Annotated in this window: 16 protein-coding genes; 3 read left to right on the top strand and 13 right to left on the bottom strand. The window is 67.6% G+C overall.

Annotation, left to right across the window (positions count from 1 at the left end; translation table 11 throughout):
- The first annotated feature begins 34 nt into the window (after positions 1-34).
- The 3 genes from ACTFO6_RS15410 to ACTFO6_RS15400 all read left to right on the top strand — a co-directional run bounded on the left by ACTFO6_RS15410 (position 35) and on the right by ACTFO6_RS15400 (position 2,646).
- Complete coding sequence (locus tag ACTFO6_RS15410; protein WP_439935325.1) at positions 35-781, top strand: S1C family serine protease; 747 nt, start codon at positions 35-37, stop codon at positions 779-781.
- A gap of 230 nt (positions 782-1,011) precedes the next feature.
- On the top strand, positions 1,012-1,764 hold the full coding sequence (locus ACTFO6_RS15405; protein WP_439935324.1) for a PEP-CTERM/exosortase system-associated acyltransferase: 753 nt from the start codon (positions 1,012-1,014) through the stop codon (positions 1,762-1,764).
- A gap of 252 nt (positions 1,765-2,016) precedes the next feature.
- Complete coding sequence (locus ACTFO6_RS15400; protein WP_439935323.1) at positions 2,017-2,646, top strand: bactofilin family protein; 630 nt, start codon at positions 2,017-2,019, stop codon at positions 2,644-2,646.
- A gap of 230 nt (positions 2,647-2,876) precedes the next feature.
- On the opposite strand, the gene ACTFO6_RS15395 is transcribed toward ACTFO6_RS15400, so the two are convergent.
- The 13 genes from ACTFO6_RS15395 to ACTFO6_RS15335 form a co-directional block, all read right to left on the bottom strand.
- On the bottom strand, positions 2,877-3,518 hold the full coding sequence (locus ACTFO6_RS15395) for a thiol:disulfide interchange protein DsbA/DsbL (RefSeq protein ID WP_439935322.1): 642 nt from the start codon (positions 3,516-3,518) through the stop codon (positions 2,877-2,879).
- A gap of 19 nt (positions 3,519-3,537) precedes the next feature.
- Positions 3,538-4,128, bottom strand: a complete 591-nt coding sequence (locus ACTFO6_RS15390; RefSeq protein WP_439935321.1) for an SPOR domain-containing protein — start codon at positions 4,126-4,128, stop codon at positions 3,538-3,540.
- Positions 4,129-4,135: 7 nt separating this feature from the next.
- Positions 4,136-5,881: an arginine--tRNA ligase gene (gene argS / locus ACTFO6_RS15385; RefSeq protein ID WP_439935320.1), complete on the bottom strand. Its 1,746-nt coding sequence runs from the start codon at positions 5,879-5,881 to the stop codon at positions 4,136-4,138.
- 73 nt (positions 5,882-5,954) lie between these two features.
- Positions 5,955-8,171, bottom strand: a complete 2,217-nt coding sequence (locus ACTFO6_RS15380; protein WP_439935319.1) for a primosomal protein N' — start codon at positions 8,169-8,171, stop codon at positions 5,955-5,957.
- 279 nt (positions 8,172-8,450) lie between these two features.
- Positions 8,451-9,512, bottom strand: coding sequence for a uroporphyrinogen decarboxylase (hemE, locus tag ACTFO6_RS15375; protein ID WP_439935318.1), 1,062 nt, complete (start codon positions 9,510-9,512; stop codon positions 8,451-8,453).
- Between the two features lie 11 nt (positions 9,513-9,523).
- Entirely contained in the window at positions 9,524-10,999 is a 1,476-nt protein-coding gene (locus tag ACTFO6_RS15370) for a glutamate synthase subunit beta (protein ID WP_439935317.1), read from the bottom strand.
- A gap of 29 nt (positions 11,000-11,028) precedes the next feature.
- Positions 11,029-15,684: a glutamate synthase-related protein gene (locus ACTFO6_RS15365; RefSeq protein ID WP_439935316.1), complete on the bottom strand. Its 4,656-nt coding sequence runs from the start codon at positions 15,682-15,684 to the stop codon at positions 11,029-11,031.
- Positions 15,685-15,877: 193 nt separating this feature from the next.
- Complete coding sequence (locus ACTFO6_RS15360; protein ID WP_439935315.1) at positions 15,878-17,005, bottom strand: deoxyguanosinetriphosphate triphosphohydrolase; 1,128 nt, start codon at positions 17,003-17,005, stop codon at positions 15,878-15,880.
- Positions 16,998-18,086: a 3-dehydroquinate synthase gene (aroB, locus tag ACTFO6_RS15355; RefSeq protein WP_439935335.1), complete on the bottom strand. Its 1,089-nt coding sequence runs from the start codon at positions 18,084-18,086 to the stop codon at positions 16,998-17,000. Before aroB ends, ACTFO6_RS15360 begins: the two co-directional genes overlap by 8 nt.
- Complete coding sequence (gene aroK / locus ACTFO6_RS15350; RefSeq protein ID WP_439935314.1) at positions 18,073-18,636, bottom strand: shikimate kinase AroK; 564 nt, start codon at positions 18,634-18,636, stop codon at positions 18,073-18,075. The genes aroB and aroK overlap by 14 nt, the downstream gene beginning before the upstream one ends.
- Before the next feature lie 103 nt (positions 18,637-18,739).
- Positions 18,740-20,872, bottom strand: a complete 2,133-nt coding sequence (pilQ, locus tag ACTFO6_RS15345) for a type IV pilus secretin PilQ (RefSeq protein ID WP_439935313.1) — start codon at positions 20,870-20,872, stop codon at positions 18,740-18,742.
- 19 nt (positions 20,873-20,891) lie between these two features.
- Positions 20,892-21,395: a pilus assembly protein PilP gene (locus ACTFO6_RS15340; RefSeq protein ID WP_439935312.1), complete on the bottom strand. Its 504-nt coding sequence runs from the start codon at positions 21,393-21,395 to the stop codon at positions 20,892-20,894.
- Complete coding sequence (locus ACTFO6_RS15335) at positions 21,392-22,021, bottom strand: type 4a pilus biogenesis protein PilO (RefSeq protein ID WP_439935311.1); 630 nt, start codon at positions 22,019-22,021, stop codon at positions 21,392-21,394. Before ACTFO6_RS15335 ends, ACTFO6_RS15340 begins: the two co-directional genes overlap by 4 nt.
- Positions 22,022-22,025: the final 4 nt, after the last annotated feature.

Genomic DNA, 22,025 nt, shown 5'->3' with positions numbered 1-22,025 from the left:
GCGCGCCCGATGGCTTGCCGGGCTCGCGGGCCTGATGACCGCCCTGCTGACGATTCCGGCGGGCCCGGCCGCGCGGGCCGACAACCCCAAGACCATCGAAACCGTGAGCGCTTCGGTGGTGGCGGTGGGCACCTTCATGCGCACCCGCAGCCCGGCCTTCGGCTTCCGCGGCACCGGCTTCGCCGTGGGCGACGGCACGCTGATCGCGACCAACGCCCACGTGATTCCCCTGGTGCTGGACTCGGCGAATCTGGAGACGCTGGTCGTCGCTTTGCGTCATGCCGACGGGCGGATCGAGGTGCGGCGGGCCCGTCAAGTCGCCTCCGATGCCGAGCACGATCTCGCCTTGTTGAAGATCGACGGGGCTGCGTTGCCAGCCCTGCGCCTGAGCGAGTCCGACGCAACCCGGGTCGGGGAGGGCTTCCTGCTGACCGGATTCCCGATGGGAGAGGTGCTGGGGCTCATCCCGGTCACCCATCGGGCGATGGTTTCGGCCCTCACCCCCATCGCCATCCCCAGCGCCAATGACCGGCAGCTCGATCCCAAGGTGGTGCAGCGGCTCGCCCGAGGCGCCTATCCCGTGTACCAGTTGGACGCCACCGCGTACCCGGGAAACAGCGGCAGCCCCCTCTACGACATCAACACCGGGGCAGTGGTGGGGGTCATCAACCTGGTGTTCGTCAAGGGCACCAAGGAAGCGGCCCTCAGCAACCCGAGCGGCGTCACCTATGCCATTCCGGTGAAATACCTGCGGGCGCTGCTGGCCCGCCAGCAACCCTGATGCCCGCCCCCATCGGCCGGAGCGGTCACCCTAAGAAAATATCCGGCTAGAATGGCCGGAAGCGCTTGGCCGGCGACAAGGGTGCGGCAGCATCCCATCAAGGCGGCGTCGAAGGGCACCCGCGGGCCGAGTCTCCTACAATAGGATTAGCGCATCGCTTGCTCTGGGTCGGACGTGACCCCATCCGGGCGCTGCGGGAGCTTCAACCGAAGACGATGCCGAGGAGGGCAATGGGGTTGGCTAGCGCCGGGTACACGGAGACGCGGGAGGGATTCCGCAAGCGCTTCGAGCTCATTCCAGCCCTGGACGCCGAGCTCAAGGACCGGGTCTACCGGCTCCGCCACCAGGTCTATTGCGAGGATCTGAAGTTCGAGCCGATCCGCCCCGACGGCAGAGAGTCCGACGAGTACGACGCTTTTTCCACCCATCTGCTCCTGCGCTACTTGCCCACGGATGAATTCATTGGCTGCGCCCGGCTGGTGACCACGCCCCCGGACGACGCCCTCTATCCCCTGCCCTTCGAGCGCACCTGCGCGGCCACCCTGGACCGCACGGTGATCGATCCGGCCAGGCTCGATCGGCGCAGAATCGCGGAGGCCTCGAGGCTGGCCGTCGCTTCCGCCTACCGGCGCCGGCGCGGGGAGGCGCTCCAGCCCGTGCCCCTCTCCCCCGAGGATTTCGGCGGGGCGGACCGGCCCCGCTTTCCCTATATCCTGGTGGGGCTCTACTTGGGCGTCGTGGCGATCGCCCACCTGAAGGGCATCGAGAAGATGTTCCTGTTGAGCGAGCCGCGCCTGGCCGATCATTTTTCCCGGCTCGGCGTCCAGGTGCTGAGGATCGGCGGGCCCGTGGAGCACCGGGGGATCCGGGTTCCTTCGGTCATGGACGTGGAGGGGATCGTCGCGGGATTGAACGCCTATTCCCGCCCCATCTATGACGAGATCCTGGGCGAGCTCGAGCGCCGGCTCGCTTCGAATCCGTAGAAATTTTTCCTCCCATCCATCCGTGGCGCTAGGCCCTGTCGGCGATCGGAGACAGGGCAAAAAGCCTTGAAAACAGGCGATTGAGGTCGCAGCCGGGCGGCAGGCGTCGTCCCTGGGTGACATGCCCGCTCCGGGGGCTGCACGGCAGATCCCCGGATTCAAAGCATTTTTGGGAATGGCACGCGAATTGCGAAGGAATTCGCGTTTTTTTTGGGCGCAATCCTTGCGTCTTAGCCTATCAGAGGAGGACCCATGTTCAACAAGGAAGGAATGCTCCCCCGCAATCGCCGGTTCGGGCAGGAGCGCGGCTCCGGTCAACTGCGGCCGGACCACGATAGTGGCTCATCGCCGGCTCAGCGGGCTGGAGAGGCGAGCCCGCCCCCCCATGAGACGCCCGCCACCGCGGCGCCCGAGCGCAAAACGGACGAAGGCGGCGCCCGCCTGATCGTGGGCCCCAATATCAAGCTCAAGGGAGCCGAGATCACCGACTGCGAAACCCTGGTGGTGGAAGGGCGGGTGGAAGCGTCCATGAACAGCCGCGTGATCCAGATCGCGGAAGACGGCGTGTTTTCCGGCACCGCGGGGATCGACGTGGCGGAAATTCGCGGGCGCTTCGAAGGAGAACTCACCGCCCGCCGGCGACTGGTGATTTATGCGAGCGGCAAGGTTTCGGGAAAGATCCGCTATGGCGCCTTGTCCGTCGAGGAAGGGGGCGAGCTCAGCGGCGACGTGGGACGGCTGGCGGCCGAGCCGGCTGCGGGCGCGACAAGCCGCGAGGAAAAGAAACCGGCTGTGGGTGCCGCGTTCGCCCAGGAAGGCGAGGCCCGCCCTGCCGCCGCTGCGCCGCTGGATATCGCCGCGTTCAGCAAGCGGGGGAGCTGAGGGGGCTCCACTGTCTGCCCCGATCCCCCGCGGCTTGCACGGGGCCCGGACGCACAGGACGTCGTACCCCGCCGGCGGCAGTGCCGCCGGAATGCAGGCCGAGACGGCCATCCGCCAGGGAATGGCGGCGAGCCGGAGGCCGGCGTCGATCGCCGCCACGACACGCCGGACGGTCTCGTCGGCGCTCAAGCGCCGGTGATGCGCGCCGCACTGGTCCGGAAAATCCCGCTTCAGCGGCTGCGGGGGCGTTCCGCGCGCGCCTTTCTCACCAACTGGTCCATGACGGCCACGGCGCCTTGCAGCGACCCCGCCTGGGTGCCGGAGGTGAGGTATTTGCCGTCCACCACCAGGGTCGGTACGCCCCGGAGCCGGTAATCCCGGGCCATCTGCCGGGCCTTGGCCACCTTGGCCTGCACCGCGAAGGAGTTGTAGGTGTCGAGGAACTTCCGCCGGTCCACGCCCTGCTTGGCCATCCAGTCCAGCAGCACCCCCTCGTCGTTCAGGTCCACCTGCTCCAGGTGGATGGCGTCGTACACCCGGTCGTTCAACCGCTCCAGCTCGCCCAGGGCCTCCAGCGTGTAAAAGAGCTTGGCTCCCGGCACCCAGCTCTCCCGGGCGACGGCCGGCACGTAGCGGAATTCCACGTCCTGGGGTTTCTGCTTGAGCCATTGCTTGAGATAGGGATGCAGCTCGTAGCAGTGCGGGCAGCCGTACCAGAAGAACTCGATCACCTCTACCTTGCCTTCGGCTGCGGTGGGTTGGGCCGGATTCAACACCAGGTAATCGCGGCCGGCGACGATCTCCGCGCGGGCCGCAGCGGCGGCGATCGAGGCGGCGAAAATGCCGAGGGCGAGCCGGTGGGCTAGGCGCATGCTGTCTCCTTGCTCGAATTCACGGGGTGGCGCTATCGTTGACCCTGATTAGGACCGCCTCGATGCCCTGTTGTTTCAGGATCGCCTGGGCCCGGTTGACCTCCTCCACCTTGCGGTAAGGACCCACTCGGACCCGGTGCCAGGTCCCCCTATCCGGTAGGGCGGCGGTCTGGACGCTCGCCTCCAGTCCGGTCAGGGCGAGCTTGGCCTTCAGGTTGTCCGCGTCCTGGGCGTTCTGGAAGGCGCCGGCCTGGAGATAGTAAACCTCCCTGGCCGGGCGGGCGGCGGAGCGCTGCTGGAGCTCCTGGGGCGTCACCGCCTCCTCCTTGCCCGGCAGGATCTTGTAGAACTCGAAGCGCGGCTTGGCCTCGGTCTTGGGAGCGCTTTCGGCCGGCGCGGATTGCTGGGGCAGCCCGCGCACGGCCGAAGGCGGCGGGGCCGCCTCCTCGGGCTTGGTGTCGGCGACGTAGGGGCTGGGCCCCCGGCTCAGGTACCAGGCCACCGCCAGGGCCACGGCGAGCCCCAGCACGAGCCCGATGACGATGCCGAGCAGCAGGCCGCTGCCGCGGCGCGCGCCGCGGGAACGCACGTGTTTGTAGTCGCGGGTCATGGCGCGCTCACATTTTATCCGGTGCGCTCACGCCCAGGAGGGCGAGGCCGTTGCGGATCACCTGCCGCACGGCGGTGACCAGAGCGAGCCGGGCGAGCTTCACCGGCTCTTCCGGCACGAGGAAGGGCGTGGCGTTGTAATAACTGTGGAACTCTCCGGCCAGGTCCCGGAGAAAGAAGGCGAGCGCGTGGGGCGCCAGGTCGGCGGCCGCGCTTTCCACCACTGCGGGATAGTCCATGAGCCGGGCGAGCAGCGCGGCTTCCTGAGGGAGCGTCAATGGCGAGGGGTCGACGCCGGGAAGCACGCCCGGATCTCCGCCCCATTGGGCGAGCACGCTGGAGACGCGGGCGTGGGCGTACTGCACGTAGTACACCGGGTTTTCCGCGCTTTCCGACTTGGCGAGATCCAGGTCGAAATCCAGGTGCTGGTCGCTTTTGCGCAGCACGTAGAAGAAGCGGGCCGCGTCGTTGCCTACCTCCCGCCGCAACTCCCGCAGGGTGACGAACTCCCCGGCGCGGGTGGACATGGAGACCTTCTGCCCGCCGCGGTAGAGCACAGCGAATTGCACCAGGGCGATGTGGAGCCAGTGCGGGTCCAGCCCCAGGGCCTGCAGAGCGCCCTTGACCCGAGGCACGTAGCCGTGATGGTCGGCGCCCCAGACGTCGATCACCCGCTGGAAGCCGCGCTCGAACTTGTCGAGATGATAGGCGATGTCGGAGGCGAAATAGGTGTACTGCCCGTTCTCCCGCTGGACCACCCGGTCTTTTTCGTCGCCGAAGCGGGTGGCGGGGAACCACAAGGCGCCGTCCCGGCGGTAGAGAAGCCCGCGGCTGTCCAGGAGCTTCAACGCCCGCTCGAGGCCGCCGGACTCGAGAAGCGAGCGCTCGGAAAACCAACAGTCGTATTCGACGCCGAACTCCTGGAGGTCGTTGCGGATGTCGTTCAGTTGCTCGGCGAGGGCGAAGCCGTGGATCCGGTCGTAATCCGGCCCCAACAGGCGCTTGGCATTGGCGATGAGGGCGTCCAGGCGCTGTTCCGGATCGTCCCCAGCAGGCGGCGCACCTTCGTAGAGGGCCTCGCCTCCGGCGGCGAATCGGGTGCCGTGAATCTCGAAGAGCCGCCGCGCCATGGCGCGCACGTAATCGCCTCGGTAGGCGTTGTCCGGGAACGGCAGCTCCACGCCGCATAGCTCCAGGTAGCGCAGCCAGGTGGACAGGGCCAGGATGTCCATCTGCCGGCCCGCGTCGTTCACGTAGTATTCCCGGCTTACCTCGAACCCCACCGCCTGCAACAGGTTGGCGACGCTCGCCCCGTAGGCCGCGCCCCGTCCGTGGCCCACGTGCAGGGGCCCGGTGGGATTGGCGGAGACGAATTCCACCTGCACCCGGGTTCCGGCGCCCAGCCGGCTGCGGCCGTACTCGGCGCCGAGACTCAGCACCCGGGAGACGATCCGCTGCTTGGCGGAGAGCTTGAGGAAGAAATTGATGAAGCCGCCGCCCGCCACCTCGATTCTCTCCACATAGGACGAAGGGGGGATCTCCTGGATCAGCCGAGCCGCCAGCTCCCGGGGATTGCGCCCGAGGGGCTTGGCGAGCTGCAGCGCAAGGCTGGTGGCGTAATCCCCCAGATGGGCGTGCCTGGGCCGGTGCAGTTCCGGAGCGAGGTCACCGGCGTTCAGTCCGGCCTTGGTGATCGCCTGGCGCAGCAGCTCGGCGAGATGGGCGCGAAGTTCGAGGGGCGTGTCGGCGGGCATGGAGGGGGGAATCAAAGGGCGGAATTATAGTCGGCGCGGGGGCCGGGCGAAACCGAAAGGCGGCGTGCGCATTTCAGAACTCGAGGGGATCCACGTCCAGGGACCACCGCACCCGCCGGGCGGCGAGGTGTTCGAGCCGGGGGACCCAGCCGTCGAGGAAGCGCTGAAGCGCCTCGCGGCTTGTCGATTGCACCAGGAGCTGGGCCTGGAACAGCCCCTTGCGCCGGGGCAACGCCGCGGGTACCGGGTCGAAAACGCTCACGCCCTTTCGGGCTTCCCCGGCGGCCTGGGCGGCGGCAGCGAGGAAAGCGAGGCAGGCCTCCAGGCGGTGGCCCGCGGCGCGCAGCAAGGCCTGGTGCACGTAGGGCGGGAAGCCGGCTTCCCGGCGCTCTCCCAGGGCGGCTTCGGCGAAGGCTTCAAAGCTGTGGGCCGCCAGGGCCCGGTAGAGGGGATGGTCGGGAAAGCGGGTCTGCAGGATCACTTCCCCCGCCCGGTCCGCGCGGCCGGCGCGCCCGGCCACCTGCATGAGCTGGGCGAAGAGGCGCTCCGAGGCGCGAAAGTCCGCCGCGTAGAGCGCCGCGTCCGGATCCACGATACCCACCAGGGTGAGCCGGGAAAAGTCGTGGCCCTTGGCCAGCATCTGGGTACCCACCAGCACGTCGACCGCGCCCTCGTGGATGGAGCGCCGCATGGCGGGCCAGGCTTGGCGCCGGCGGGTGGAGTCCCGGTCCACCCGCAGCACCCGGATCCCGGGAAACGCGCTCCGCAGCGCCCCTTCCAGGCGCTGGGTTCCGTGACCCAGGGGCAAGAGGTCGGCGCTGCCGCAGTCTGGGCAGCGCGCCGGGGGCATCGCCTCGGCGCCGCAGTGGTGGCAGCGCAGACGCCGGTCCGCCGCGTGGAACACCAGCTTGGCCGCGCAGCGCCGGCACTGGGAGGTCCAGCCGCAGGCACGGCAGAAGAGCACCGGAGCGAACCCTCGGCGGTTGAGGTAGATCAGGCTCTGCTCGCCCCGGGCCAGGCGTTCTCCCAGCGCCTCCCTGAGGGGCGCCGAGAGCAGCTCGCCTGGACCGGCCGCGCCGCGCAGGTCGACGATGCGCACGGAGGGCAGCGTGGCCTCGGCGTGGGCCCGGCGCGTGAGGGTCAGGCGCCGGTAGCGACCGGCCAGGGCATTGGCGTGGCTTTCCAGGGAAGGGGTGGCGGAGCCCAGCACCACCGGCACGTTGCGGCCGCGGGCGCGCAGGACCGCCAGGTCCCGGGCCGAGTAGCGCAGCCCTTCCTGCTGCTTGAACGAAGGATCGTGCTCCTCGTCCACCACCAGGAAGCCGAGGCGGGGAAGGGGCGTGAACACCGCGAGCCGCGTGCCCAGCACGATGTCGGCCTCGCCCGTGGCGGCCAGCAGCCAGTGCCGGGTGCGCTCCGCTTCCGGCAGGCCGCTGTGGAGGGTGACCACCAGGGCGCCGGGCAGGGCGGAGCGCACCCTTTCCTCCAGTTGCGGAGTGAGATTGATCTCGGGCACCAGCATCAAGGCCTGGCGCCCGCCGGCCACCACTTCGGCGATGAGGTGCAGGTACACCTCCGTCTTGCCGCTCCCCGTGACCCCATGCAGGAGCCAGGTGTGGTACCGGTCCAGGTTGGCCCGGATGCGGTCCGCGGCTGTCGCCTGTTCCGGCGTGAGGGGGGGAAGGGAGGTGCCGTTCCCAGACTCTCGGGGCTCCCGTGGTTCGGACCGGCACTCCGCGAGGCCCTGGGCCAGCAGGCGGGCCATAGCCGGGCGCCAGCGGGGAGACAAGCGCCGTGCCTCCGCCGCCTCCAGGCCGCCCGACTCGAGGAGCCGCCGCGCCAGGCGGCGGGCGAGCACCTGGCGCGGGGGCAGAACCTCGATTCCGGCGGCCGCGAGCCTCGGGGTCGGAAAATAGCGCCGTGGATCCTCCAGGCGCAACGGCTTCGCCCTGCGGGCGGCGGCGGGCAGGGCGGTCGCCACCACTTGGCCGATGGGATAGTGATAGTAGCGCTGGCAGAAGCGCAGGAGCGCCAGGACGTCTGAGGCGAGCCGCACCTCGTCGGGCAGCACCTCCTGGATGGGCCGAAGCCGCTCCCGGGACACCGCGGGCTCGGAGCTGGTCTCCATGACCACTCCCACCGCGGTACGGCGGCCCAGGGCCACCCGAACCCGGTCCCCGGGGGCGACCCGCTGTCCGGCCTCGATGCGGTAGTCGAACAGGGTATCGATGGGCACGTCCAGCGCGACCCGGGCGATGGTCAAGCCGGAGGTCTCGCTCGCCTCGGTCATGGAGCCGTCTGGGTCTCGAGGGGTACGGGATTGTGGATAACTTTGTGGATTTTAGCGGCGCTGGTCCCGGGTGGCCGGTTTCCGCCGACACCCGCAAGCGCCGCGACCGAAGGGGGGAGTGTCCGATTCCCTTGGGAATTCAACCCATCGAGACGGGCCGCTTATTCCCTGTGGGTCCCCTCCAGCCCGGAAAACCGTACCTTGCAGAGCGTGTGAATAACGACTCACCGTGGAACATGGGTTGAGGGGCCGTGAAACCTAACGCCTTTGGGCCCAGGCTCAATGGTACCGGCGGCTCAGCTCGTGGACGCTTTCCACCAGCACGGCCACGTTCTCCACCGGGGTATGGGGCGAGATGCCGTGTCCCAGGTTGAAGACGTGCCCGGGTCCGGGGCCGTAGCGGGCCAGCACCTTCTCCGCCTCCCGCCGCACGGTCTCGGGCTCGCCGAACAGGACCGCCGGGTCCAGGTTGCCCTGCAGCGCTACCCGCTCCCCTACCCGCCGGCGGGCCTCTCCGATGTCTGTGGTCCAGTCCAGGCCCAAGGCGTCGCACCCGGTATCCGCCAGGCTCTCGAGCCACTGGCCGCCCCCCTTGGTGAACAGGATGCTCGGTATCCGTTGACCGTTCCATTTCCGGGGAAGCGCATCGATGACCTGGCGCAGGTAAGCCAGGGAAAACTCGTGGAAGGCCTCGCGCGAGAGCAGGCCCCCCCAGGTATCGAAAACCATGACCGCCTGGGCCCCGTGGCGGATCTGGGCTTCCAGGTAGGCGCTCACGGCGGCCGTATTCTTGGCCAGAATTTGATGCAACAAATCCGGCCGGCGATACAGCAGGGTCTTGAGGTGGAGGAAATCCTGGCTTCCCCCCCCCTCCACCATGTAGCAGGCGAGGGTGAAGGGGCTGCCGGAGAAGCCGATCAAGGGCACCTCGTTGTCCAGGGCCTTGCGGATCTGCTCCACGGCCTTGAGCACGTAGCCCAGGTGGTCCTCGGGATCGGGCACGGTGAGATCCCGGATCTCCCACTCGTTGCGCAGGGGTCGCTCAAGGCGAGGCCCCTCCCCTTCCTGAAAGTACAGGCCGAGCCCCATGGCGTCGGGGATGGTGAGGATGTCGGAGAACAGGATCGCCCCATCCAGGGGAAAGCGCGCCAGAGGCTGCAGGGTGACTTCGGTGGCCAGATCGGGATCGCGGCACAGCTCGAGAAAGCTGCCCGCCCGCAACCGGGTCTGGTGGTACTCGGGAAGGTAACGCCCCGCTTGGCGCATGATCCAGATGGGGGTGTAGGGCGTCGGCTCCCGCAGCAGCGCCTTGAGCAGGGTGTCGTTCTTGAGCTTGGGCAAATTTATCGCGGTTATCGCGGCAGGTCGGAGCGGCCCATCAGAAACTCGTCCACGGCCCGAGCGCACTGGCGGCCTTCCCGGATGGCCCACACGATGAGGGATTGCCCGCGGCGCATGTCGCCGGCGGCGAAGACCTTGGGCACAGAGGTGCGGTAGGCGCCCGGCTCCTCGGTGCTCGCCTTGGCGTTGCCGCGGGCGTCCCGCTCGACGCCGAAACCTTCCAGGATTTTCTGCACCGGGCCGACGAAGCCCATGGCGAGCAGCACCAAATCGGCGGGTAGCTCGAATTCCGAACCCGGGATCTCGGCCATCTTCATTTGGCCCGTGACCGGGTCTTTCTCCCATTGCAGCCGCACCGCCTGCAGCGCCTTGACCCGGCCGTTTTCGCCGATGAAGCGCTTGGTGGACACGGCCCACTCCCGCTTGCAGCCCTCCTCGTGGGAGGTGGAGGTGCGCAGCCGTACCGGCCAGTAGGGCCACACCGGGTTGCGTTCCACGTCCGGGGGCATGGGCAACAGCTCGAACTGGGTGATGGATTTGGCCCCGTGGCGGTTTGACGTGCCCACGCAGTCGGAGCCGGTATCGCCGCCGCCGATGATGATCACGTGCTTGTCGGTGGCCCATAGCTCGGGCACGTTCTGGTCCCCGGCCACGCGCCGATTCTGCAGAGGCAGGAACTCCATCGCGAAATGGATGCCCGCGAGCTCGCGCCCCGGAATGGGCAGGTCCCGGGGCTGCTCCGCCCCGCCAGCCAGCACCACCGCGTCGAAGGTTTCCAGCAGCTCCCGGGGCTCCACGACGGTCACGGCGCCGTCCTTCTCCGCTCCATCTGCCGGGCCGACGTAATGGTTGGGACGGAATTCCACGCCTTCGGCCTGCATTTGGGCGAGGCGCCGGTCGATCAGCCACTTCTCCAGCTTGAAGTCCGGGATGCCGTAGCGCAGCAGCCCGCCGATGCGGTCGGCCTTCTCGAACACCACCGCGTCGTGTCCCGCCCGGGACAACTGCTGGGCGCAGGCGAGCCCCGCCGGCCCCGAGCCGACGATGGCGACGCGCTTGCCCGTCTTGCGCTTGGGCGGCTGGGGCGTGACCCAGCCCATCTCCCAAGCCTTGTCGGCGATGGCGTGCTCGATGGACTTGATGCCCACCGGATCGTCGTTGATGCGCAGGGTGCACGCCTCCTCGCAGGGCGCCGGGCAGACGCGTCCCGTGAACTCGGGAAAGTTGTTGGTGGAGTGGAGGGTCTCGATGGCCTCGCGCCAGCGGCCCCGGTACACCAGGTCGTTCCAGTCCGGAATGATGTTGTTGACCGGACAGCCCTGCATGCAAAAGGGAATGCCGCAATCCATGCAGCGCGCCCCCTGGATGGCCGCCTCCTCGTCGCTCAAGGGGCGGATGAACTCCCGGTAATGGCGCACCCGCTCCCGGGGCGGCTCGGCAGCCTCCTGGAGGCGCCGGTACTCCATGAATCCGGTGATCTTTCCCACTCTATGCCTCTGTGGCCTTAAAACAAACTCTACGCCGCCAGGCGCTTGCCCTTGGCGGCCAGCTCCCCGAGGGCGCGGCGGTACTCGTTCGGGAAGACTTTCACGAACCTCGCGCGGAACGCGTTCCAGTCGGCGAGAATGCGCTTCGCCTGGGCGCTTCCCGTGTAGCGGGCGTGGTTCTCGATCAGGCGCTTGAGGATCGCCTCGTCGGACTGGCCCAGGTGCCAGACGTCGCGGGACACCTTGGCTTCCTGCTCCGCCTCCGCTAGCACCGGCTCGAGGGTCACCATGACCGTGTTGCACCGCTGGACGAAGGTGCCGTCCTCGTCCAGCACGTAGGCGATGCCGCCCGACATGCCCGCGGCGAAGTTGCGCCCGGTCATGCCCAGCACCACGGCAGTGCCGCCCGTCATGTACTCGCAGCCGTGGTCGCCCACCCCCTCCACCACCGCTGAAGCGCCCGAGTTGCGCACGCAGAAGCGCTCGCCCGCCACCCCGCGAAAATAGGCTTCCCCGCAGATGGCGCCGTAGAGCACCACATTGCCGGTGATGATGTTGTCCAGGGGATTGCCCCGGAACTTGGGCGAGGGCTGGACCGCGATACGCCCGCCCGAGAGGCCCTTGCCGCAGTAGTCGTTGGTCTCGCCGATGAGATCCAGGGTGATCCCCCGCGCCAGGAAGGCGCCGAAGCTCTGCCCCGCGGAGCCGGCGAAGCGGACGTGGATGGTGTCGTCCGGCAGCCCCTCGTGGCCGTAGCGCTTGGCCACCTCGTGGGAGAGCATGGTGCCCACCGTCCGGTGGATGTTGCGGATGGGCATCTCGATGGTCACCTTCTCGCCCCGCTCCAGCGCCGGCTGGGCGAGCTGGATCAGCCGGTGATCCAGGGCCCGCTCGAGGCCATGGTCCTGCTCCTCGCACTTGTAGCGTGCCACCTCGGGCGGCATCGGCGGCATGTAGAAGATGCGGGAGAAGTCCAGCCCCCGGGCCTTCCAGTGGTCGATGCCCTTGCGCATGTCGAGCAGATCGGTGCGGCCGATCAAGTCGTTGAACCTGCGCACGCCGAGTCGGGCCATCAGCTCCCGCACCTCCTCGGCGACGAAGAAGAAGTAGTTCACCACGTGTTCGGGCTTGCCTTCGAACTTGCGCCGCAGCACTGGGTCCTGGGTGGCCACCCCCACGGGACAGGTGTTCAGGTGGCACTTGCGCATCATGATGCAGCCTTCCACCACCAGGGGCGCGGTGGCGAAGCCGAACTCGTCCGCGCCGAGGATCGCGCCGATCACCACGTCGCGCCCGGTCTTCATCTGGCCGTCAGCTTGGACGGCGATGCGGCCCCGCAGGCGGTTCAGCACCAGGGTCTGCTGGGTCTCCGCCAGGCCCAGCTCCCAGGGCGTGCCCGCGTGCTTGATAGAGGACCAGGGGGAGGCGCCGGTGCCGCCGTCGTGGCCGGCGATGGTGACGTGGTCGGCCTTGGCCTTGGCCACCCCGGCGGCGATGGTGCCCACGCCCACTTCTGAAACCAGCTTGACGCTGATCTCGGCCTCCGGGTTCGAGTTCTTGAGGTCGTGGATCAGTTGCGCCAGGTCCTCGATGGAATAGATGTCGTGGTGGGGCGGCGGGGAGATCAATTCCACCCCCGGGGTGGAATAGCGCAGCTCCGCGATGTATTCCGACACCTTACGCCCGGGAAGCTGCCCGCCCTCGCCGGGCTTTGCCCCCTGGGCGATCTTGATCTGGATCTGCTCGGCGGAGGCGAGGTACTCGGCGGTCACGCCGAACCGCCCCGAGGCCACCTGCTTGATCTTGGACTTGAGGGAGTCGCCCTCCCGCAGGGGGAGATCCACCTCTACCCGGTCCCGACCCAGGCGCGACATGAGGGTTTCCCCCGGCTGGACCGGCGCGTAGCGGCGCCGGTCCTCGCCCCCCTCGCCGGTATTGGACTTGCCGCCGATGCGGTTCATGGCGATGGCGAGGGTGGTGTGGGCCTCGGTGGAGATGGACCCCAGGGACATGGCGCCGGTGGAGAAGCGCTTGACGATCTCGGAGGCCGGCTCCACTTCCTCGAGGGGCACCGGGGCCGCCTGGTCGAAGCGGAATTCGAACAGCCCCCGCAGGGTCATGAACCGCTTCGACTGGTCGTTGATGATGTCCGCGTATTCCTTGTACGTCCGGTAGGAGCCGGAACGGGTCGCGTGCTGGAGCTTGGCGATGGCGTCCGGGGTCCACATGTGGTCCTCGCCCCGCACCCGGTAGTGGTACTCGCCGCCCGCGTCTAGGGCGTGGGCCAGCACCGGATCGTCGCCGAAGGCTTCCCGGTGGGTACGGATCGCTTCCTCCGCCACTTCGAACACGCCGATCCCCTCCACCGTGGAGGTGGTGCCGGTGAAATACTTGTCCACCAGCGACCGGGCGAGGCCTACCGCCTCGAAGATCTGGGCGCCGGTGTAGGACATGTAGGTGGAGATGCCCATCTTGGACATCACCTTGCGCAACCCCTTGCCCACCGCCTTGACGAAGTTCTTGCACGCCTTCTTAGCATCCACCTCGCCCAGCAAGCCCTTTTCAGCCATGTCGATCAGGGTCTCGAAGGCGAGGTAAGGGTGGACGGCTTCGGCGCCGTAGCCCCCCAGCAGGGCGAAGTGATGCACCTCCCGCGCCGATCCCGTTTCCACCACCAGGCCCGTGGAGGTGCGTAAGCCCTTGCCCACCAGGTGCTGGTGGATGGCGGAAAGCGCTAACAACGCCGGGATCGCCACGTGATCCCGGTCCATCTTCCGGTCCGAGATGACAAGGATGGTATAGCCCGAGCGCACCGCGTCCTCGGCCATGGCGGCGAGGCTCGCGAGCCGCGCCTCGATGGCTTCCTTGCCCCAGGCCACCGGATAGGTGATGTCCAGCTCGAAGGACTTGAACTTGCCGTCGGTGTACTTCTCGATGTGCCGGATGGTCTCCATCTGGTCGAAGTCCAGCACCGGCTGGCTTACCTCCAACCGCAGGGGCGGGTTCATCTCGTCAATGCCCAGCAGGTTCGGCTTGGGTCCGATGAAGGTGACGAGCGACATCACCAGCTCTTCCCGAATGGGGTCGATGGCCGGGTTGGTGACCTGGGCGAAGAGCTGCTTGAAGTAGTGGTATAGGGTCTTGTTCTTGAGGGACAGCACCGCCAGGGGGCTGTCGTTGCCCATGGAGCCCACCGGCTCCTCCCCGTTCACCGCCATGGGGGCGAGCTGGAACTTGAGGTCCTCCTGGGTGTAGGCGAAGGCCTGCTGGCGGTCGAGGAGCGGTTCCCGGGCCGGCTCCCGCTTTTCGGCCGGCGCGGGGAGTTCGTCCAGCTTGATACGGATGCGCTCGATCCACTCCCGGTAGGGACGGGCGGCGGCGAGGGCGTCCTTCAGCTCCTTGTCGTCGATGATGCGGCCCGCCTCCAGGTCGATCAGGAACATCTTGCCCGGCTGCAGCCGCCACTTCTTCACGATCCGCTCTTCCGGGATCGGCAGCACGCCGGTCTCGGAAGCCATGACCACGTGATCGTCGTCGGTCACGAGATAACGGGCGGGCCGCAGGCCGTTCCTGTCCAGAGTCGCGCCGATTTGGCGCCCGTCGGTGAAGGCGATCGCTGCCGGTCCGTCCCAGGGCTCCATCATGGCCGCGTGGTATTCATAGAACGCCCGCCGGGCGGGGTCCATGAGGGTATGGCCTTCCCACGCCTCGGGGATGAGCAGCATCATGGCGTGGGCCAGGGAATAGCCGCCCATCACCAGCAGCTCCAGGGCATTGTCGAAGGAGGCCGAGTCGGACTGGCCCGGGTAGATGAGGGGCCAGACCTTGTCCAGATCCTTGCCCAGGATGGGGGAGCTGATGGCCTGCTGGCGAGCACGGATCCAGTTCACGTTGCCGCGCAGGGTGTTGATCTCCCCGTTGTGGGCGATCATGCGGAAGGGGTGCGCCAGTTCCCAGCTCGGGAAGGTGTTGGTGGAGAAGCGCTGGTGCACCAGGGCCAGGGCCGAAGCGACCCGCGGGTCCTTAAGCTCCAGGTAGTAGTTGGCGATGTCCCGGGCGAGGAGCATGCCCTTATAGACGATGGTGCGCGCCGACAGGGACGGGACGTAGAACTCCTTGCCGTGGGCCAGGTTCAGGGCCCGGATGGCGTTGCCCGACACCCGCCGGATGATGTAAAGCTTGCGCTCCAGGGCGTCGGTGACGGTCACCCCCTTGCCCCGGCCGACGAACACCTGGCGGATGACGGGCTCGATGGCTTTCACCGATTCGCCCAGCACCGAGGGGTCCCGGGGCACGTCGCGCCAGCCGAGCAGGACCTGACCCTCGTCCTTGATGGCCCGCTCGATCTCGTATTCGCAGGCGAGGCGGGAGGCGGGCTCCTGGGGCAGGAACACCATGCCGACCCCGTATTGGCCGGGCGGGGGCAGCCGCACCCCCTGCTTGGCCATTTCTTCCCGGAAGAACTGGTCCGGGATCTGGATCAGGATGCCGGCGCCGTCCCCCGCCTTGGGGTCGGCCCCGACCGCACCCCGGTGGGTGAGGTTTTTGAGGATCTCCAGGCCCTGTTCGATGATGGTGTGGGACTTTCTACCCTTGATATGGGCGATGAAGCCCACGCCGCAGGCGTCGTGCTCCTGGGCGGGGTCATAAAGGCCCTGGGGGGGTGGCAGGCGGGGGTCGCTCACTTGTATACCTCGTCGCGGTAGCTCCCGGCAAAAATTTCTATTTTAAAACAAATGATTGGAACCTTGCTGCCGGGGCGTCTCGAAAACTAAGCGCAAGTGACTAATAGTAACCCGGCACGATAGGACCAGCAACCCGATATTGCGCTGCAAGAGAGGCCTTGGCGCTTGCCGCAGGGCCGGAGGAACGCCGCCTTTAGGAGGAAATCTCCCCCACGGCGAAAAGGCGCTGGTGCTCCCGGATGGCGTAGCGGTCGGTCATGCCGGCGATGTAGTCGGCCACCGCCCGGTGCAGGTGGCTCTTCGCTTTTTCCTGGAACTGGGGGGGCAGCAGCCGCGGGTCGTCCACGAAAGCCTGGAACAGGTCGAGGAGAATGCGCTTGGCCTTGGCGGTCATACGGGCGACCCGGTAGTGCTGATAGAGGTGGATGCGCAGGAATCGTTTGAGCTCCCCCTGCCGCTCGGCGATCTCGGGGCTGAAGGCGATCAAGGGCGGGCATTCCCGCACCTCATCGAGGCTCGCCGGCCGGTGGGCGGCGATGAGGGCCTGGCTCTGGCGGATGAGATCGTTGACCAGGGTGTTGATCATCCGCCGCACCGTCTCGTGGATGAGCCGGCGGCCGTCGAGGGCGGGGTAGGCGCGCCGAACCTCGTCCAGGTGCTCGGCGAACATGCGCACCTCCCGCAACTGCGCGAGTTCTAGTAGCCCCGAGCGTAAGCCGTCGTCCACGTCGTGGTTGTTGTACGCAATCTCGTCGGCCAGGTTGGCGAGCTGGGCCTCCAGGGAGGGCCGCTTTCCCTGGAGAAAGCGCTGGCCCACGTCTCCTAGTGCCCGGGCGTTCTGGGGCGAGCAGTGCTTGAGGATCCCCTCCCGGGTCTCGAAGGTGAGGTTCAGGCCGTCGAACTCGGCGTAGCGCTCTTCCAAGAGGTCCACCACCCGCAGGGATTGCAGGTTATGCTCGAAGCCGCCGTGGTCCTTCATGGCCCCGTTCAATGCCTCCTGCCCCGCGTGCCCGAAGGGGGTGTGGCCCAGGTCGTGGGCCAGGGCCACGGCCTCCACCAGGTCCTCGTTCAGGCGCAGGTTGCGGGCGATGGTGCGGCCGATCTGGGCCACCTCCAGGCTGTGGGTGAGCCGGGTGCGGAAGAGATCCCCTTCGTGGTTGACGAACACCTGGGTCTTGTACTCGAGCCGGCGGAACGCGGTGGAGTGGACGATGCGGTCCCGGTCCCGCTGGTATTCGTTGCGGCCCGTGGGGGGTGGTTCGGGATGCCGGCGGCCTCGGGAGCGTTCGGGGTGGGCCGCGTAGGGGGCTAGCTCAGCCATGGCCGCAGCAGGCCGCGAAGGCCTGTTCCAGCACCGCTTCCGTAACCGACCCGCTCACGAACGCTTCTCCGATGCGCCTGAGGAGCACGAAGCGGATCCTGCCTTCCTGGACCTTCTTGTCGTGGCCCATCAGGGCGAGGTACCGGGCGGCGCCCAGGTCCGGCGCCCGGGTGGGCAGCCCGGCCCGCCGGTACAGGGCAACCAGGCGCTCCTTCTGCTCTCGGGGAAGGAGCCCGAGCCGGACCGACACCTCGGCCGCCAGCACGGTGCCGGCGGCCACCGCTTCTCCGTGCAGCCACTCCCCGTAGCCGAGCCCGGTCTCGATGGCGTGTCCGAAGGTGTGGCCCAGGTTGAGCAGCGCCCGCACCCCGGTTTCCCGCTCGTCCGCCGCCACGATCCGGGCCTTGTTGGCGCAACTGCGGACGATGGCGAAGGTGAGCGCCTCGGGATCGCGGGCGAGCAGCCCCTCCAGGCGGGTTTCGAGCCAGTCGAAGAACTCGGCGTCCCGGATCAGGCCGTACTTGATCACCTCCGCCAGGCCGGCCCGGAGCTCCCGCTCCGGCAGCGTGGCCAGAGTGTCGGTGTCGGCGATCACCGCCCGCGGCTGGTAGAAAGCGCCGATCATGTTCTTGCCCAGAGGGTGGTTGATGGCGGTCTTGCCGCCCACGGACGAGTCCACCTGGGCGAGCAGGGTGGTGGGGATCTGGTAGAAGGGTACGCCCCGCTGATAGGTGGCGGCGGCGAACCCGGCGATGTCCCCCACCACCCCCCCGCCTAGGGCTAGGACGGGGGTGGAACGCTCGCAGCGGTTCTCCAGCAGAGCGTCGAAGATGCGGTTCAGGGTCTCCCAGGTCTTGAACGCCTCTCCGTCGGGGATGGCGATGTCGATGCAAGCTACGTTCAATGTTTCCAGGGTCCGCCGCAGGCGAGGGAGATACAGGGGTCCCACCGTGGTGTTGGTGACTACCGCCACCCGCTTCGCGGGGGCGAGGGACGCGAACCAGCGGGGATCGGCGAGCAGCCCCGGCCCCACGTGGATCGGGTAGCTGCGATCCCCCAGGGCGACGTCAAGCGTCTGTATCGAGCTCGAGGGCATCCTTGGCCTGGGTCCTCTCGGCCTCCCGCAGCCGCTTTTCGATCCGTCGTACCAGGGCCAGGGCGCCGGCTCGGCCGGTGTCCACCACCAGATCGGCGACCTCCCGGTACAGGGGATCCCGCTCCCGCAGTAGCTCGTCGAGACGGGCCTTCGGATCTGCCGTCTGCAGCAGGGGCCGGTTGCGGTCGTGAAGCGTGCGCGCCCACAGCTCCTCCACCGAACCCCGCAGATAAATCACCGCGCCCCGCGCCTTGAGAAGCGCCCGGTTCTCGGGCCGCAACACCGCTCCCCCGCCGGTGGCCAGCACCACGTCTTCCCGCTGCGTGAGCTCCCGCAGCACGGCCGCCTCCCGGGCGCGGAACCCTTCCTCCCCCTCGATTTCGAAGATGACCGGAATCTCCACGCCCGTGCGGCGGCGGATCTCGTGATCGGTGTCGAGGAAAGTCTTGCCCAGGTGCCGGGCCAGGAGCTTCCCCACGGTGCTCTTGCCCGCCCCCATCATGCCGACCAGGAAGATGTTACGGCTCGGCAGCATCGCTCGATTGTATCCAAAACCGCCGCCGCCGGCACCGCGGACGGCCCGGGCGTCCAAAAGAAAAGGCCGGGAGATCCCCGGCCTTGGGAGGGGTCCAGGTTCCTTATCTCAAGGTGAGGGAATCTTTCAGGATCCGCGGCGTAATGAAGATGAGCAGCTCGGAGCGGTTGTCCGTCCTGGCAGTGTTGCGGAAGAGCCCGCCCACCATGGGCAGGTCGCCCAGCAGGGGCACCTTGGTCACGTCGTTGCGTTTTTCCTGTTCGAAGATGCCGCCGATCGCCACCGTGCCGCCGTTTTCCACTAGCACCTGAGTGGAGATCTGCTTGGTGTCGATGGCCGGGCCGGCCGTGGTGTTGACCCCCGGGCTGTCCTTGTTCACGTTGAGGGTCATGATCACGTTCTCGTCCGGGGTGATCTGGGGCTTTACCTTGAGGGAGAGGGTGGCCTTCTTGAACGCCACGCTGGTGGCCCCGCTGGAGGTGGCCTGCTGGTACGGAATCTCCGTCCCCTGCTCGATGGTGGCCTCGATCTGGTCGGCGGTCATCACCCGGGGGCTGGAGATGATCTTGCCGCGGTTGTCAGCCTCTAGCGCGGTCAGCTCCAGGTTCAGGAACTTGGTGGCCGCCTCGTTGAACAGCAGCAGGGAAAAGGCCCCCGGGTTGAAGGCGCCGATGCCCGCGGCGGGCAGGTTCACGTTGGTGAAATCGCTGAGGGTGGGTACCGGGGTGCCGATCTGGCCGGTGTGGAAGGTGGTATCCTCCAGGCGGGCGCCGATCAGGCCTCGGGAGCTTCCGATACCCGTGCCGAAGCCGTTGGATCGACGATCATGGTAGCCCAGCCGCACGCCCAGGTTGCGGGAGAAGTCGTCGTTCGCCTCCACGATCCGTGCTTCAATCATCACCTGCCGCACCGGCACGTCGATCTGGCGGATGAGGGCACGGATCTCGTCCAGCCTGCTTGGCGTGTCCTGGACGAACAAGATATTGGTGCGCGGGTCGACCACGGCGCTGCCCCGCTTGGAGAGGATCTTCTGGGTCGGATCGCTCAGGATCCTTTTGACGTCCTCTCCTCTCTGGTAGTTGAGCTGGAAGCTCTCGGTGATAGTGGGCTCCAGCTCGGCGATCTGTTGCTGTGCCTCGAGCTGCAGCTTTTCCCGCGCCGCGATCTCGTCCCGGGGCGCCACCAGGAGGACATTGCCCTCCCGCCGCTTGTCCAGCCCCTTGGCCTGGAGAATGATGTCCAGGGCCTGGTCCCAGGGCACGTCCTTGAGCCGCAGGGTCAGGTTGCCCGCCACCGAGTCGCTCACCACGATGTTGAGGCCGGTGAAGTCGGCAATCACCTGCAGCACCGCCCGCACTTCCACGTTCTGGAAGTTGAGGGAAAGCTTCTCCCCGGTATAGCGGGGCCGCGTACCGGCCGCCGCCCGGGCCGGGTCCTGGGCCACCGGCTTCACCTCGACGATGAACTTGCGGTCCGCCTGGTAGGCCGACTGCTCCCATAGCCCCCTGGGCTCGATCACCAGACGGGCGTTCCCGCCAACGGCGAAGCTCTCCACGAACTGGACGGGGGTGCCGAAATCGGTGACGTCCAGGCGGCGCTGCAGGTTCTTGGGCAAAGAGGTGTTGTTGAAGTCGACGATGATCTGGGTGCCCTGCCGCCGCAGGTCGATGCCGGTGGTGGTGTCGGACAGGTCCACGACGACCCGTCCTTCCCCCGCCGGTCCCCGGCGGAAATCCACGTCCAGGATGCTGTGCCTTACGTCGCCGAGCCGCGTTTCCGCGAACCGGGACAAGGTGGGCCCGGCCGCGCTACCGGCGGTCTCCACGCCGAGCAGGGTCACCACCACCTCGCTGCCCTCGACCCGGGTGTCGTAGCCCAGAGGGCGCTCCAGGTTCATGACCAGCCGCGTGCGGGAAGGGGCCTCAACGATGTTGACCGAGCGCAGGTCCCCCTGGCCCACCTGGAAAGTGCGGCCTAGAGCGTTCCCCGTGTCGGGGAAGTCCAGGGCGATGCGCGGCGGTTTCTGGACGGCGAAGCCGGCGGGCGGGTTCGCCAAGGGGTTCTTGAGCTTGATCTTTACCACCAGCCTGCCCTCGGCGCCGGGGGTGACCTCGAGCGCTTCGATGCTGTTCGATTGGGCCCATACCCGCCCGGCCACCAGGCTCGCCGCGATCGCGGCGGCGAGGCATGCCAGGGCGAATAAGCGCTTGGGTTCCTTGAGGAGGGTACGGCTCATGGCGACTGCTCCCTGAGATTTATTCGACGAGTTGCAGGCTCGCGGTCCGCTCGGTCCAGCCTCCGGCCCCTTCCTGGACCAGTTCCGTCAGCGTGACTTCCGCCTCGGTGATCCTGGTGATACGGCCGAAGTTCTGGCCCAGGTAATTGCCGACGGTGACCCGGAACACGTTGTTATCGGGGGTCTTGATGAGGGCGTGGACGCGCTTTCCGCGCTCGAGCGTCCCCACCATTTTCAAGTTTTCAAGGGGGTAGGCCTCCAGCGGTTCCCGAGGCCGGTTGAGGTCGGGCCCTGGACCGCCGGGGCCCGGCTTTCCACGGGTGTCGATCTCGCGCAGGGTGAACGGGTCCGGGAGATCGAAGGCGTTGTAAGCGAAGGCTTCATAGGACTTGACCTTGGGCAGGGGCGGCACCTTGCCCCGCAGGCCCTGGCCGGACTGCTCCACGAATTGCTTGAGATCGCTGAATTCCTCGGCCGAGCAGCCGGCCAGGGCGAGCGCGAGGAGAAGGATCGCGCGCTTCACTTCTTCCCTCCTTTCGCCGGCGCCGCCGCCTTGCGCTGGGCCGCCACTTCTTGCTCGTCTAGGTAGCGGTAGGTCTTGGCGACGGCGTTCATCACCAGGCCGTCCTTGGTCTTCTCGATGGACACGCTGTCCAGGGTGACGATCCGGGGCAGTTGCGCTACGTCGCTGGCGAACGCCCCCATGTCGTGGTAGTTGCCGGTGACGCGCACCTGGATCGGAAGCTCGGCGTAGAAGTCATACAGGGTCTCCCGGGGGGCCGGTTTGAACAGCTCGAACTGCAGCCCCCGGCCCAGCCCTGCCTGGTTGATGTCGGTGACCAGGGCGTCCATTTCCGCTTTGTTGGGCAACTGCCGCAGCATGGCGCCGAAAGTCTGCTCGATTTCCGCGAGCTGCTGGCGGTAAATGTCCAAGTTCACCGCCTCCTTTTTCTTTTCCAGGAAGGTTTGCTTGAGCCGTTCCTCCTCTTTTTTGCGGCTCTCCAGGGTTTCCAACTGGCTGCTCCAGTCGTAGAAGTAGCCTGCGGAAACGATGGCGAGCAACAGGAAAAGCATGACCCCCGCCTTGACCGGGGCCGGCCAGCCGCCGGGATTGCGGGTATCGAGTCGTCTCAGGTCGTCCAGGGTCATGGCG

This window comes from Pelomicrobium sp. G1 (assembly GCF_051905455.1).
Classification (GTDB): domain Bacteria; phylum Pseudomonadota; class Gammaproteobacteria; order Burkholderiales; family UBA6910; genus Pelomicrobium.
The sequence above is the reverse complement of the archived record's forward strand: the minus strand, read 5'-3'. Positions and strand labels throughout refer to the sequence as shown.

Coding starts and splice junctions, on each gene's coding strand:
- ACTFO6_RS15410 (WP_439935325.1), top strand. CDS start 35: ATGACCGCCCTGCTGACGATTCCGGCGGGCCCGGCCGCGCGGGCCGAC.
- ACTFO6_RS15405 (WP_439935324.1), top strand. CDS start 1,012: ATGGGGTTGGCTAGCGCCGGGTACACGGAGACGCGGGAGGGATTCCGC.
- ACTFO6_RS15400 (WP_439935323.1), top strand. CDS start 2,017: ATGTTCAACAAGGAAGGAATGCTCCCCCGCAATCGCCGGTTCGGGCAG.
- ACTFO6_RS15395 (WP_439935322.1), bottom strand. CDS start 3,518: ATGCGCCTAGCCCACCGGCTCGCCCTCGGCATTTTCGCCGCCTCGATC.
- ACTFO6_RS15390 (WP_439935321.1), bottom strand. CDS start 4,128: ATGACCCGCGACTACAAACACGTGCGTTCCCGCGGCGCGCGCCGCGGC.
- argS (WP_439935320.1), bottom strand. CDS start 5,881: ATGCCCGCCGACACGCCCCTCGAACTTCGCGCCCATCTCGCCGAGCTG.
- ACTFO6_RS15380 (WP_439935319.1), bottom strand. CDS start 8,171: ATGACCGAGGCGAGCGAGACCTCCGGCTTGACCATCGCCCGGGTCGCG.
- ACTFO6_RS15360 (WP_439935315.1), bottom strand. CDS start 17,005: ATGGCTGAGCTAGCCCCCTACGCGGCCCACCCCGAACGCTCCCGAGGC.
- aroK (WP_439935314.1), bottom strand. CDS start 18,636: ATGCTGCCGAGCCGTAACATCTTCCTGGTCGGCATGATGGGGGCGGGC.
- pilQ (WP_439935313.1), bottom strand. CDS start 20,872: ATGAGCCGTACCCTCCTCAAGGAACCCAAGCGCTTATTCGCCCTGGCA.
- ACTFO6_RS15335 (WP_439935311.1), bottom strand. CDS start 22,021: ATGACCCTGGACGACCTGAGACGACTCGATACCCGCAATCCCGGCGGC.